The sequence below is a fragment of the Streptococcus sanguinis genome, assembly GCF_020729765.1.
GTDB lineage: Bacteria > Bacillota > Bacilli > Lactobacillales > Streptococcaceae > Streptococcus > Streptococcus sanguinis_Q.
Map to the genome: position 1 here is coordinate 1 of NZ_JAJEPD010000070.1, position 13568 is coordinate 13568.

Consider the following 13568-nt stretch of genomic DNA (forward strand, 5'->3'; position numbering starts at 1 on the left):
TTACTCACCCGTTCGCAACTCATCCAAGAAGAGCAAGCTCCTCTCTTCAGCGTTCTACTTGCATGTATTAGGCACGCCGCCAGCGTTCGTCCTGAGCCAGGATCAAACTCTCATTAAAAAGTACTCACCCGTTCGCAACTCATCCAAGAAGAGCAAGCTCCTCTCTTCAGCGTTCTACTTGCATGTATTAGGCACGCCGCCAGCGTTCGTCCTGAGCCAGGATCAAACTCTCATTAAAAAGTTTGAGTTCGCACTCATTACTGTCCACTGACAGATTTATTTTCTCGTTTTTTGACAGGTTACATATCTCTATGTCACCCTGCACTTGGTTCGTCTTGTTCAGTTTTCAAAGGGCTTTGTCTTTCGCGACAACTATATTAGTATATCACCTATACCTACTACCTGTCAATACCTTTTTTGAAAAAATTTAAAAAATTATTATTTTTAAATTGGTGGATAGTTTTACATACCTTTGAGGCTGGTAATTGACCTACATTCTTTCTTTTAAAGGCGCAAAAAATGCCCTTTCGGACATTTTTTCTATTCTTGTTCTTGTTTATACTTTTCGAGTTCAGCTTTATTAGCCCAGACATAATGTCCCGGACGAATCTCTGCCATTTCTGGTTTATCAACAGAATAATCGTGCTGGTCAGGATCATAGACCTTCAACACTTTCTTGCGCTCTAAGATTGGGTCTGGTATTGGAACAGCCGAGAGCAAGGATTGTGTATAGGGGTGGACAGGATGGTTGAACAATTCCTCTGTCTCAGCCACTTCTACAATGACACCTTTGTAAATCACGGCGATACGATCAGAAATAAAACGAACTACCGAAAGGTCATGGGCAATAAAAAGATATGTCAAACCCAACTCTTTTTGGAATTTTTTCAAAAGATTCAAGACCTGAGCCCGAACAGATACATCCAAGGCTGAAATCGGCTCATCAGCAATCACAAAGTCTGGTTGCATGACCAAAGCACGAGCAATCCCAATCCGCTGACGCTGTCCACCAGAGAATTCGTGAGGATAGCGAGTTAAATGCTCAGCCAACAAACCGACTTCATTGATGATATCTTTGACTTTTCTTTGACGGTCTTCTTCACTATCAAACAAATGGTAATTATAAAGACCCTCAGATATGATATAGTCAACTGTTGCACGTTCATTCAGGCTAGCTGCTGGGTCTTGGAAAATCATCTGAATCTTGCGAATCAAGTCCGCTTCTTCTGCTTTTGACTTTTTACCATTAATCTTTTTGCCTTCGTAGAAGATATCACCTGAACTGGTATCATTAAGGCCGATAATAGCTCGACCAATAGTAGTCTTACCAGATCCTGATTCTCCTACAAGAGAGAAAGTTTCTCCCTTGTTAATGAAGAAATTTGCGTTTTTTACTGCTACAAATTTCTTACTTCCTTCGCCGAAGGAAATTTCTAAATCTTTAATTTCAACTAATTTTTCAGTCATTTCCTTCCTCCTAAGCTTCTAATTGATTGAAGCCCATTTTTGAACGAATTTTTTCATGTAGGTTTTCGATAATCTCTGGTTTATCAACCTTAGGCGCATCTTCGTGCAGCAACCATGTCTTAGCCCAATGAGTATCTGACACATTGAAAGCCGGTGCTTCTTCTTCAAAGTCAATTGACATGGCATAGTCAGAACGCAAAGCAAAGGCATCCCCTTTGATCGGTGAATAAAGTGACGGCGGAGTACCAGGAATCGAGTAAAGTGCACCATTCGCATCTGCCAACTGAGGCAAGCTGGATAGCAAACTCCATGTATAAGGATGTTTTGGCTCGTAGAAGATTTCTTCAACTGTACCGTATTCTACAATTTCACCGGCATACATGACCGCAACCTTATCTGCAATACTAGCCACAACACCAAGGTCGTGCGTAATAAAGATGGTTGTGAAATGATATTCTTGCTGCAAGGATTTGAGCAAGTCAATGATTTGCGCTTGAATTGTTACATCGAGGGCCGTTGTCGGCTCATCACAGATAAGAATATCAGGACGGCAAGCCAAGGCAATAGCAATAACAATCCGCTGACGCATACCACCTGAGTATTGGAAAGGATATTCTTCAAAACGTTTTTCCGCATCTGGAATCCCGACCTTACTCATGTAATCAATGGCCATTTTTTTAGCCTCTTTGGCTGATTTTCCTTGGTGCTTGATAATGACTTCTGTAATCTGGCTTCCAATCGTATTAATGGGATCCAAGCTCGTCATCGGATCTTGGAAGATAGTCGCAATTTTTGCACCGCGAATCGGCTCCCAATCCTTATTACTCCGAAGAGTTGTCAAATCTTTGCCGCGGTAGTCAATAGTTCCTTTGGCCACACGGCCATTTTCTTCTAACATACCAGTAAAGGTCTTAGTCAAGACAGACTTACCTGAACCAGATTCACCAACAATAGCCAGCACTTCGCCTTCAATCAAGTCCAATGAGACACCGCGAATGGCGGTTAAGACACGATCGCGAACATCGAATTCCACGACAATATCGCGAGCAGTCAATATTACATTTTCATTCTTTGTCATATTTACTCCTATCTATGTGTACGTGGATCGCTCGCGTCGGCTAAGTTTTGACCAACTACGAAGAAGGTAAGGGATACCAAAATCAAAGTTGTGAGTGGAATCCAAAAGAGGTAGGCATTCGTCGTCACGTTTTGAGAATAATCTGAGATCAAGCGTCCCAAACTCGGCACTGTTACAGGAAGCCCTAATCCAAAGAAGGACAGAAAGGCTTCGTAAGAGATAAAGCTTGGCAACATCTGTGAAGTGGTGGTCACGATAACAGATACCAACTGCGGCATAATGTTCTTCGTAACAATCTTGAGAGTCGGTGTACCAAGGGTACGAGAGGCAAGGTTGTACTCCAAATCCCGATAGCGCATAATCTGCACACGGATGGTGTAAGCAATACCAACCCAACCAGTAATCGTCATGGCAAAAATCAGATTCCAGAAACCAGCACCGATAGAGTAAGTCAAGACGATGACAATCAAAAGAGCTGGGATGTTTGAAATAATATTGTAGACTTCCATCATGACGCGGTCGACTGTTTTGGAAATTCCCCAGATACCGCCGATGATAACTCCGATGGCCAGATTAATAACCGTCGCAATAATCGAAATAAGAATAGAGTTACGGGCACCAAACCAAACACCGTCAAAGAGAGACTTACCATTACTATCCGTTCCAAACCAGTATTGAGCACTTGGTTTGATATAACGCATGCTAAAGTCATTTACCTTGCTCACATCATTAAAGTCGAAGTTGGAAAACATAGGATAAATGAAGCTCATGAGAATAATGGCAATCAGAATCCCTAACATGGTAATGGTTGATTTCTTTTTCAGAAATTGACGCATGACTGATTTCCAGTAAGAGTAGGCTGGAGCATCAATCGTTTCAGAGGCAAAATCGTCACGTTTGACAAATTGGAATTTGCTTTTATCAATTGTAGCCATTATTTACCTCCTTTTGATGTTAACTTGATACGTGGGTCCAGTACTGTCATCAGAATATCACCTAGCAAGAGTGCAAAGATAGACAGACATGTGAAAATGAATACAAGACCAACAACCATAGAGTTATTAGATGCCTTGACGGAATCAATCAGCATCTTACCCATACCAGGGAAAGCAAAGACTGTTTCTGTCAAGGTCGCACCTGCAATAACACCAACGATAGAAGCTGGGATACTAGATACCAGCGGCACCATAGCGTTTTTAAAGATGTGCTTGTTAGAAATTTCTTTTTCAGAGAGTCCCTTTGCACGCGCAAAGCGGACAAAGTCCTGAGACTGAAGGTCAATCATATACCGGCGAATCCAAACCGCTGTCCAAGGAGCACTCAAAAGGCCTAGGATAACAGCTGGCAGGACATAAGAACGCCAATCTCCTGCTCCCAAGATTGGGAAGGAATCTGGAAGACCAACAGCAGAGCCAGCCAAACGGACGATGTAGACCAAGGCGATGGTTGGCAGTGACATCATAAAGGTCAAGCCCGCTGTAGAAATGCTATCAAACCATGTATTCTTGAGTCGAGCCATGTAGGATCCGAGCGGAATAGCAATCAGATAAGACAGAGCCACACCAATCAAACCGATAATGGCTGAGCTGGTAATCATGGATGGATTTTGATAGTTGCTTTGAGTCGCTGTATAGGCATCTCCCTTACCAAACTTAGCAATGTCCTGTGAATCGGCTTTGCTTGGTGTCTTATAGGTACGAGAGTAAATGTTAACAGACGATGTCTTTTTGCCTGTTGGGAATTGAACTTCAGAAGACTTAGTTTGTCCTTGTCCCTGTGTAATAACCTGCAGTACAGGGATATTAGCATAGGTTGGATAAGAATTMCCTAAATTAAAGGTAATAAAGTTCTGGTGGACAAATGGAAACTGACCRTTAAARTAAAGTAAATATTTATGCTTGGTACCAGAACCTACAAGAGACCAACCAATAGAAGGATCATTTTCAAACCGGATATAACGCTCTAGGTTTGGATTTTCCTCATCTTGGATAACATTTGGATGGTCAATTTGAATCAAATTAGCATAGAACTCAAAGACACGTTCATACACAGGTACTTCGCGTACAGCGTAGAATTCTCCGCTCAGTGGAAATTTCTGCAATTTCCAGCCATTACCGAGTTTATCAATATACTTCTGATAAATCTTCTCGTTTGCTTCAGTAGCTTCTGTGGTAACAGAAGAATCTTCCTTGCTGGCTTTCTCCTGCAGTTCCTTTGTATCATAATAGTCAATGTAGCCCATCCGCTCAAAGATAGTGTTTTCATAGTTAGTCTTTTTATCTTTATTGGTCGCTATCTTATTATAGTTAGGATCCTGCTTGAAAATCAACCTTCTTGGCACCATAGTATAGATAATGGCATAAGTCAGGGTCGTCACCAAGAAAATCGACACAATTGAGCGTAAGATACGCATAAAAATATATTTTTTCATTTATCGTTTCCTTTAAATTCCAAAAGAACTTTCTCCTCTATTAGAGAAAGTTCTCTTAGCAAGCTTATTTCACGTGGTCTGCTAATTCTTCTTGAGCTTTTTTATTAGATTCCGCACGTTCTTTATTCCATTTTTCCTGAGCGCTATTATAATCTTTTGTCGTTACAGGCTCATCCTGCAATTTCATGTATTTATAACTTGCTGCTTCACGCGCCTTAGCACCAGACCAAGCAAACGGTGCTGAGAAAGGCACTACCTTAGTCAAGGTTGGACGACCTGTTCTAGAAGTTACCGGAATCAACAAAGCACTATCAGTCAGCCAAGCCTGAGCAGCCGCATATTTTTCATAACGCTTGTTCAAATCTTGCTTTTCTGCACCAGCTTCGTCAACCAGCTTGGTATATTCATCCAAACCAACTTGTTTCGCTGCGGCATTATCTGTGCCATCAAATCCTAAGAAGGTCTTGGTATTTTCACCACCAGGTTTGATGACATCTAGATAAGTAGATGGATCTTGATAGTCCGGAGACCAGCCGACATTATCTGAAATATCCCAGTCCTCTTCAGCAGCAGAAGGAGCAAACAAGGTAATGTTAGTCACTTCATCCTTAGACAATTGGTGAACATCAATCACAACATTATCTGTTCCCAAAGTCTTCTCAATGGATTGCTTGAGGGATTGAACGCGCTGTACTTTAGAAGTAGCCGTTTGATCAACCGGAATGTCCAGATGAATTGGGAATTCTACTCCATCAGCTTTCAAAGCTTCTTTTGCTTTAGCAAATTCAGCCTTTGCTTTGTTCTCATTATAGAGACCATCTTGGCCATCTGAGAAGTCCACATCTTTCCATTCGTCGCCATAAGTTACTACTTTTTCCTTAACTAAGTCACCGAAGGACTTGTCACCAGCCTGCACAAATGTAGGTGGGATGTAAAGGTTACGAAGAAGTTTGTCTGCTCCGTCCTTACCATTAATCTGAGATGCATAGGACTCACGATTGAAGGCAAAGGTCAAAGCCTGACGGAAGTCCTTGTTAAGCAAGGCTTTCTTAGTTGAAGTTTTTTGAGTTTCTGATGTCTTAGCAGTATGATTATAAGACTGACGATCAATGTTTGTACCTACTAAGAAAGTTGAGGCATCTTGAGGTGTATAGACGATATTATCTTTAAAGTCTTTTTCAACCTTTTCATAAGTCGCACTAGTTGGGAAAAGTCTGGCTGTTGTCAATGCGCCTTGGCTGAACTGCTCAGCAGGTTTTCCTTGATCTTGTCCATCATAGAAAGAGAGTTTCACTGCATCTACGTGAACATTTTCTTTGTCCCAATAATTAGGATTCTTCTCAAATTGAATTTCCGATTTTGAAGTCAATGATTTGAGCAAGAAAGGTCCGTTGTAAAGCAAACTTGTTGGATCAGTTGCTTGAGCGAACTTATCACCTTGGTTTTCCAAAAAGTCTTTGTTTACTGGGTAGAGAATTCCCATTGTAGTCTTAGAGTTCCAGAAGCTTTCTGGCTCATTAAGAGTATACTCAACAGTATGATCATCCACTGCTTTGATTCCTACTTCTGAGAAATCAATCTTCCCAGAAATATAGTCCTTAAGCCCTTTTACAGAATCCTGAACCAAGTAGATTGTTTCAGATTTGTTGTCTGCCGCATACTTAAGACCTGTGACAAAGTCTTCTGCTGTCACATCTGCGTACTCTTCACCTTCAGAAGTATACCACTTAGCATCTTTGCGAAGCTTGTATGTATAAGTTTTTCCATCTGATGATACAGTCCATTCCTCTGCCATTGAAGGAACCAAGTTCCCATATTGGTCGTTTTCTAAAAGACCATCAATGACATTTGCTGTCAAGTCTGTTGTAGCAGCTTTACTTGAAGTGAGATAGTTCAAGTTTTCAGGATCTGTCTCGTAGATATAATTAAAGGTGTTAGAACTGCCTGATTTTGTGTTTGGCTTAGAGCCTGAGCAAGCTGCAAGAAAGCCAGCCGCAAGAAGAGTAACTCCTGCTAACGCAAGGACTTTGCTTTGTTTCATATGGGTTTCTCCATCTTTTAGATTTTTAGATTTAATTAAGATTATAGCATAGATAGTACTAAAAGTAAAATAAATTTTCAGAATATTAAGTTAGCTCACTGGCACCCTCATATGTTTATGTAATCAGGTTTCCCGCATGTCTGTCATCTAGGATTAGACAACCTTAGTCTCGCCCATTCCGCCTCTAAAATCATCAAAAATCCCACTGTTGCTACAATGGGATTTTCTTGATTTATTTGATATGTTCCGCGAGTTCTTCTTGAGCTTTTTTATTGGATTCTTCCTTTTCTTTTGCCCATTTTTCACGCGCTTTCTCATATTCTTTAGTCGTTATTGGTTTATCTTGGATTTCAACATATTTAAAGCTGTATTCACCCTTGTTTCCAGTCCAAGCAAATGGTCCTGAGAATGGAACAACCTTACGGACACTTGGTGTTGCACCAGATGACCATGCCGGCATTAACAGGGCACTGTCTGTCAGCCAAGCCTGAGCTGCTGCATACTTTTCGTAACGTTTGTTAATGTCCTCGTTTTCTGAAGCAGCGTCTTCCAAGAGCTTGTCATACTCTTCAAAGCCAGCCTCTTTAGCTGCTGCATTATCCGTTCCAGGGTCAAAACCAAAGTAACTGTCAACATTCTCACCAGTCTTAGATCCAGTGATTTCCAGATAAGAAGAAGGATCGTTATAATCTGGACTCCAGCCGAGATTATTATTCAAGTCCCAGTCTTCTTGAGATGCTGAGGTCGCAAAGTAGGTGATGTTATTCAACTCATCATCTGTCATCTGCTGAATATCAATCACCACATTGTCAGAGCCAAGATTAGCTTCGATAGACTGCTTCAGTGACTGAACACCCTTAACGCCATTGGTATCTGCTGAGCTAACCGGAATATCCAGATGAATAGGGAATTCTACTCCTTCTGCCTGCAGCGCTTCCTTAGCTTTGGCAAATTCTGCCTTGGCTTTTTCTGGATTATAAAGACCATCCTGAGCGTCGTCTAATTTGACTCCCTTCCACTCATCACCATAGCTAGCCAGGTTTTCTTCTACAATGCTGCCGAACTCTTTACCATTAGCTTGTACAAAGGTTGGCGGAACAAAGGTATTACGAAGCTGCTTGTCTGCCGCTTCTTCTCCATTAGTTTGTGCAGAATAGGCAGTACGGTCAAAGGCAAAAAGCAAAGCCTGACGAAAATCTTTATTGAGGAGTGCTTTCTTGGTAGAAGATTTCTGTGCATCCGTTGTCTTAGAAGTATGCTCGTAAGACTGACGGTCGATATTAGTTGTGACAAAGAAGGTTCCTGAACCTTGAGGAGTGTAGACGATATTATCGCCATACTGTTTCTTCACACTGGCAAAGTTGGAGCTATTTGGGAAAAGACGAGCAATGGTGTAGTTGCCATCAGAAAAGCCACGTACCAGAGATTCTGTATCTTGACCATCATAGTAAGAGAATTTGACAGTGTCAATTTTTACCTTTTCCTTATCCCAATAGTTTGGATTTTTCTCTAAGCTAATTTGAGATTTTGAAGTGATAGATTTCAAGATAAACGGACCGTTATAGAGGACACTAGTCGGATCCGTTCCCTGAGCAAACTTGTCACCTTTTGATTTCAGAAATTCTTCATTAATTGGGAAAAGAATCCCCATGGTTGTCTTAGAATTCCAGAAACTTTCTGGCTGATTGAGAGTGTATTGAACAGTAGAATCATCCACCGCCTTGACACCCACTTGAGAGAAATCAGTTATTTTACCATTGACATAGTCGTCCAAGCCTTTAACAGATTTTTGAACGATATAGAGACCATCAGACTTGCTGTCTGCGGCATGCTTCAGACTGGTCACAAAGTCCTTAGCAGTCACATCTGCATACTCTTCACCATCAGAAGTATACCATTTCACTCCCTTACGAAGCTTATAAGTATAGGTCAGACCATCTTTTGAAACGGTCCAATCTTCTGCCAAAGAAGGCACTAAGTTACCATACTTATCGCTTTCCAGCAAACCATCCACTACATTAGCCATAATCTCGTTGGTTGCCCGCTTATTGGACACAGTGTAATCCAACGTATCTGGATCTGCGGTATAAACATAGCTATAGTTTTTCCCAGATGAATTGGAGCCGCCAAACGAACAGGCAGCCAGAATTCCTGCAGAGAGAATGACAAGCCCAGCAGCTGCAGCTAACTTAGATGTTTTCATAAACTTCCTCCAGTTTTCATTAAGATTACTTTCATTATAGCACTTCTGCGACAGGATGTAAACGCTTCAATGCAATGAAGGCCGATATAAAAAAAGAGAGAACAAAAATGTTCTCTCAACTAAATAACTTAATTCAGGACAACCACAAAGAGACAAACTTTTGCTGTTCAAAATCTTATTTGATATGTTTTTCTAGCTCTTCTTGGGCTTTTTTATTGGATGCTTCCTTTTCTTTTTCCCATTTCTTAAGAGCAGCTTCGTAGTCTTTAGCTGTCACAATATCATTTTGGAGCTCCATGTTCTTAAAGACATAGACATCTCCTTTGATTCCAACATAAGAGTAAGACTTGGTAAATGGCACGACCTTCTGAACGACTGGTGAACCACCGCCAGAAACACCAGGAATAACAATGGAGCTATCTGTCAGCCAAGCCTGAGCTGCTGCGTATTTGGTATAACGAGCATTGGTATCTTGTTTTTCCTTATCTGCCTCATCCAATAACTCTTTGTATTCGTTCAAGCCAACTTTATTTGCAACATCAGCATTTTTCCCTTTTTCTAAACCAATATTATCTGTAGCGTCACCCGTTTCTGGGTTGAAAATATTCAGATAAGTTGATGGATCTTGGTAGTCTGCTGACCAACCAGACATGTTGAGGTCGTAGTCCTTCTGAGCTGCTGTTTCTGCAAAGTAGGCAGAGTTATCAAAGTCATCTGTAGACATTTGCTGAACATCAATAACGACATTGTCCTGACCGAGTGCTGCTTCAACAGACTGTTTGAAAGAGTTGGTCCGTTGTACCAAGACTTTGTCAGTCTGATCCACAGGAATATCGATATGAATCGGGAATTCAACACCTTCTGCTTGCAAGGCTTCCTTAGCCTTAGCAAACTCAGCCTTGGCCTTGTCAGCATTGTAGATGCTGTCTTGGGCATCTGTCAGTTTGACACCGCTCCACTCATCGCCATAAGTAGGAAGTTTGCTCTCTACAACATCTGAAAAGTCTTTGCCATCAACCTGCACGAAGCTAGGAGGAACTAGTAAGCTACGAATGAGTTTAGTCGCTCCGTCTTTACCATTCATCTGAGCTCCAAAAGATGTCCGGTCAAAGGCAAAGTTGATTGCCTGACGGAAGTCTTTATTTTGAATAGCCGCTGTAGTTGATGCCTTCTGAGCATCTGATGTCTTAGACGAATGATTATAAGTCTTACGATTCAGATTGAAAGCAAAATAGAAACTAGTTGAATCCTGCCGTGAGAAGATAATATTATCCTTGTATTGCTTTTCTACAGAAGCGTAGTTAGAACTTGTTGGGTAAAGCCGTGCTTGAGAATAGGCACCGTCTGAGAAGTTGCGAATCAGTGATTCCTGATCTGAACCATCAAAGTAAGTCAGCTTTATATTTTCAATCTTGACATTGTCCTTATCCCAGTAGTTCTGGTTTTTAGCGTATTCAATGACAGACTTAGAAGTGAATGCTTTCAGAACATAAGGGCCATTATAAAGAATAGAGGAAGGTTTTACGGTACCAAAATCTTTGCCTTGTGACTTTAAGAAATCCTCATTGATTGGGAACAGAATCCCCATAGTAGTTTTAGAGTTCCAATAACTTTCTGGCTGGTTAAGAGTATACTCAACCGTATAGTCATCGACAGCCTTGACACCGACGGTTGAAAAGTCATTTGACTCACCCTTGACATAGGCATCCAAGCCTTTGATAGAGCTTTGGACAATTGGAAGAGCTTCTGATTTTTCATCTGCTGCATGCTTCAAACCAGTGACAAAGTCTTGAGCTTTAACCTCTGAGTATTCTTCACCGTCTGATGTATACCATTTAGCATCTTTGCGAAGCTTATAGGTATAGGTCAGACCGTCCTTTGAAACAGTCCAGTCTTCCGCAATAGATGGAACCAGATTGCCATATTCATCATTTTCTAAAAGGCCATCCACCAAGTTTGCAATAACATCAGAAGTAGTAGCTCGATTTGAATTGACATAGTCCAAAGTATCAGGGTCATTCGAATAGACATAAGAATAGGTATTGCTTGCGTTGGAATTTCCACAAGCAGCTAAGATTAGTGTTGACACGACTGTCAGTCCAGTAATGGCCAACCATTTAGATTTTTTCATGAGCATTCTCCTTCTCAATTTATATTGTATTATTATACAATATTTTTTTATAAAAACAAACGCTTTATGTAAAAAAATAATAATTTTCTATTTTTCAGTCTATTTAACTGTGTTTTTTCAAATATTTTTCTATTTTGTGAGATTTTCTGAAAGATGCTTTTATAAAAAATCTCTTTAAGGGGATTACTCTACTTTTCTCTACATTTATTTTGTAATCTTTTATTATCCTTGATTTATAAAAGAAAAGAGAATTTTATGATACAATGGTTATATCTTGTTTTAGGGGAAAGAAATGAAACGATTATTCCTATGTTTACTAGTTTTGGTCGGAATGACCGCCAGCAAGGTTGCAGCAGATGATTTCAACATTGCCGCTAAGAGTGCAATGGCTGTAGACGCTACTTCCGGAAAGATTCTCTACGAAAAAGATGCTAATACTCCAATTGAAGTCGGCCCCATCACCAATCTTTTGACCATCTACCTGGTCTATGAAGCCATTGAGAGAGGAGACCTGACTGCCGATACTTATGTTGATATTTCAGACTATGCTTACAATCTGACATCTAATCCAAATATCAGCAATGTCCCTTTGGAAGCCAAACGTTACAAAGTCAAGGACTTGATTGCCGCTTCCTTGATGTCCAGCTCCAACAGCGCCACGATTGCTTTGGCTGAGAAGGTTGGAGGCAGCGAAGAAAATTTCGTCCAAATGATGAAGGCCAAGCTCAAAGAATGGGGAATCACAGATGCTACTATTGTGAACTCCACAGGGCTGAATACTCTTCTTCTGGAATACGCAACTGAAGAAACCGACTATACTAGCACAGCTAAAAAAAGCAAGGACACTGAAAATAAATTCAGCGCCTACGACTTGGCTGTTATCAGCAGACATCTGATTATGGACTTCCCTCAAGTGACAGACATCACGTCCAAGTCTACAGCCAAAATTGCGGGGACGAGTCTTGAAAATTATAACTTCATGCTGGAAAACCAGTCCAATTTCCGCTCAGGTGTAGACGGACTCAAAGCCGGCAGTTCGGATAAGGGAGGATCTTCCTTTGTTGCGACGACTACTGAAAATGGTATCCGCATGATTACTGTTGTGCTGGACGTTGAGCAAACCGACGGCGACCCCTACGCACGCTTTGTAGCCACAGCCTCTTTGATGAACTATGTTTCGCAAAACTTCACCCAGACGACTATTGTGGCTGAGGGGGAAGCCTACAATAAAAGCAAGTCAACCGTTATTGATGGCAAGCAAAAGACCGTTCCAGCCGTTGCCAGCAAGGATTTCACCATCATTGAGCGCATCGCCAATCAGGCTGAGCACAAGGTAGAATTTTCAACCAACGAAAAAGGCTTCCAAGCTCCGCTGAAAAAAAATACTGAACTTGGTACCCTGACCTATACCGACCCTGAACCGATCGGCCAAGGCTATCTGGAAAACAAAGCACCTTCTGTCACAATGGTAGCAGGTCAAGAGGTGGAAAAAAGCATTTTCTTCAAGGTCTGGTGGAATGACTTCGTCCGCTATGTCAACGAGAAACTATAAAGAAAAGCCGCGAATCAAATGATTCGCGGTTGTTTTGTATGTTTTGATTAAGAAGAAAACAATTAAATTTCAAAGTAGGGCAAAGCACTATCACTGTCTAACGGTTGTGTTGGAATTGCCTCTTCCAAGACAGCCCGCCAACCAGCTGCTAATTCTTGGAAAGTGAGGCTCGATTCTGGTGAAACAGTCATAATCTTACGACCAAACCAAGCCATCGTTTGAGTTTCAAACTTAAGCATAGCATAATCAATTAAAGGAACACCTGCATCTTTATATTCAGAATTAACTGCACGCGCTACTTCTGGCGCTTGGGGAATAAGCTGATTCTCAAGCTTTTTCACCACATCCGGATCCATTTCTCTCCACGATATTAGTTTCCCATCAACTTGATAATATAGTTCGAATGTTTCCTGTCCCTGTTTAAAATTAACAAGAACAAAAGCACGCTCCACCTTATCGGGTCCACCCGCTGCCTTAACAGCATTTATCAAAATATTTTGTTCCATTTGAAACCAGTAGTTGTCCGCCTCTTCTTCAAGACTAGGAGCAAAGGATTGGTTCAATTCCTCTATCCTCGCCTCCCCCTTATTAACTTCTTCTACCTTACCAAATAAACGTTTTAAAAACCCCATTCTAACCTCCAGATAAGCCAATGTTTTCTTTCA

Annotated in this window: 9 protein-coding genes and 1 rRNA gene; 1 reads left to right on the forward strand and 9 read right to left on the reverse strand. The window is 41.1% G+C overall.

Translation table 11 applies throughout. From position 1 onward, the window contains the following. The 8 genes from K4H96_RS09790 to K4H96_RS09825 form a co-directional block, all read right to left on the reverse strand. Nucleotides 1–118, reverse strand: a 16S ribosomal RNA gene (locus K4H96_RS09790); the annotation flags it as partial. Between the two features lie 422 nt (nucleotides 119–540). Further along, the gene (locus K4H96_RS09795) at nucleotides 541–1467 is read right to left on the reverse strand and encodes an ATP-binding cassette domain-containing protein (RefSeq protein ID WP_002920134.1); all 927 of its coding nucleotides are present in this window, start codon (nucleotides 1465–1467) and stop codon (nucleotides 541–543) included. A 10-nt stretch (nucleotides 1468–1477) separates the two neighbouring features. After that, nucleotides 1478–2545: an ABC transporter ATP-binding protein gene (locus K4H96_RS09800; protein ID WP_002898856.1), complete on the reverse strand. Its 1068-nt coding sequence runs from the start codon at nucleotides 2543–2545 to the stop codon at nucleotides 1478–1480. An 8-nt stretch (nucleotides 2546–2553) separates the two neighbouring features. Beyond that, the gene (gene oppC, locus K4H96_RS09805; RefSeq protein WP_002920135.1) at nucleotides 2554–3480 is read right to left on the reverse strand and encodes an oligopeptide ABC transporter permease OppC; all 927 of its coding nucleotides are present in this window, start codon (nucleotides 3478–3480) and stop codon (nucleotides 2554–2556) included. Continuing rightward, nucleotides 3480–4976 (reverse strand): ABC transporter permease, encoded by a 1497-nt coding sequence (locus K4H96_RS09810; protein ID WP_125382486.1) that lies wholly within the window; start codon nucleotides 4974–4976, stop codon nucleotides 3480–3482. Before K4H96_RS09810 ends, oppC begins: the two co-directional genes overlap by 1 nt. A 64-nt stretch (nucleotides 4977–5040) precedes the next feature. Next, the gene (locus K4H96_RS09815; RefSeq protein ID WP_223337592.1) at nucleotides 5041–7017 is read right to left on the reverse strand and encodes a peptide ABC transporter substrate-binding protein; all 1977 of its coding nucleotides are present in this window, start codon (nucleotides 7015–7017) and stop codon (nucleotides 5041–5043) included. Nucleotides 7018–7249: 232 nt separating this feature from the next. Continuing rightward, a complete protein-coding gene (locus K4H96_RS09820) occupies nucleotides 7250–9220 on the reverse strand; it encodes a peptide ABC transporter substrate-binding protein (RefSeq protein WP_223337593.1) in 1971 nt (656 codons plus the stop codon). Between the two features lie 175 nt (nucleotides 9221–9395). Then, complete coding sequence (locus K4H96_RS09825; RefSeq protein ID WP_223337594.1) at nucleotides 9396–11351, reverse strand: peptide ABC transporter substrate-binding protein; 1956 nt, start codon at nucleotides 11349–11351, stop codon at nucleotides 9396–9398. 292 nt (nucleotides 11352–11643) lie between these two features. On the opposite strand from K4H96_RS09825, the gene pbp3 reads away from it, so the two are divergent. Beyond that, nucleotides 11644–12903 (forward strand): D-alanyl-D-alanine carboxypeptidase PBP3, encoded by a 1260-nt coding sequence (gene pbp3, locus K4H96_RS09830; protein ID WP_223337595.1) that lies wholly within the window; start codon nucleotides 11644–11646, stop codon nucleotides 12901–12903. A 62-nt stretch (nucleotides 12904–12965) separates the two neighbouring features. On the opposite strand, the gene K4H96_RS09835 is transcribed toward pbp3, so the two are convergent. Beyond that, a complete protein-coding gene (locus K4H96_RS09835; protein WP_223337596.1) occupies nucleotides 12966–13535 on the reverse strand; it encodes a hypothetical protein in 570 nt (189 codons plus the stop codon). Nucleotides 13536–13568: the final 33 nt, after the last annotated feature.

Bases quoted from the DNA above. Each gene is read 5' to 3' on its own strand.
- K4H96_RS09795 (WP_002920134.1), bottom strand. From the start codon at position 1,467: ATGACTGAAAAATTAGTTGAAATTAAAGATTTAGAAATTTCCTTCGGC.
- K4H96_RS09800 (WP_002898856.1), bottom strand. From the start codon at position 2,545: ATGACAAAGAATGAAAATGTAATATTGACTGCTCGCGATATTGTCGTG.
- oppC (WP_002920135.1), bottom strand. From the start codon at position 3,480: ATGGCTACAATTGATAAAAGCAAATTCCAATTTGTCAAACGTGACGAT.
- K4H96_RS09815 (WP_223337592.1), bottom strand. From the start codon at position 7,017: ATGAAACAAAGCAAAGTCCTTGCGTTAGCAGGAGTTACTCTTCTTGCG.
- K4H96_RS09820 (WP_223337593.1), bottom strand. From the start codon at position 9,220: ATGAAAACATCTAAGTTAGCTGCAGCTGCTGGGCTTGTCATTCTCTCT.
- K4H96_RS09825 (WP_223337594.1), bottom strand. From the start codon at position 11,351: ATGAAAAAATCTAAATGGTTGGCCATTACTGGACTGACAGTCGTGTCA.
- pbp3 (WP_223337595.1), top strand. From the start codon at position 11,644: ATGAAACGATTATTCCTATGTTTACTAGTTTTGGTCGGAATGACCGCC.
- K4H96_RS09835 (WP_223337596.1), bottom strand. From the start codon at position 13,535: ATGGGGTTTTTAAAACGTTTATTTGGTAAGGTAGAAGAAGTTAATAAG.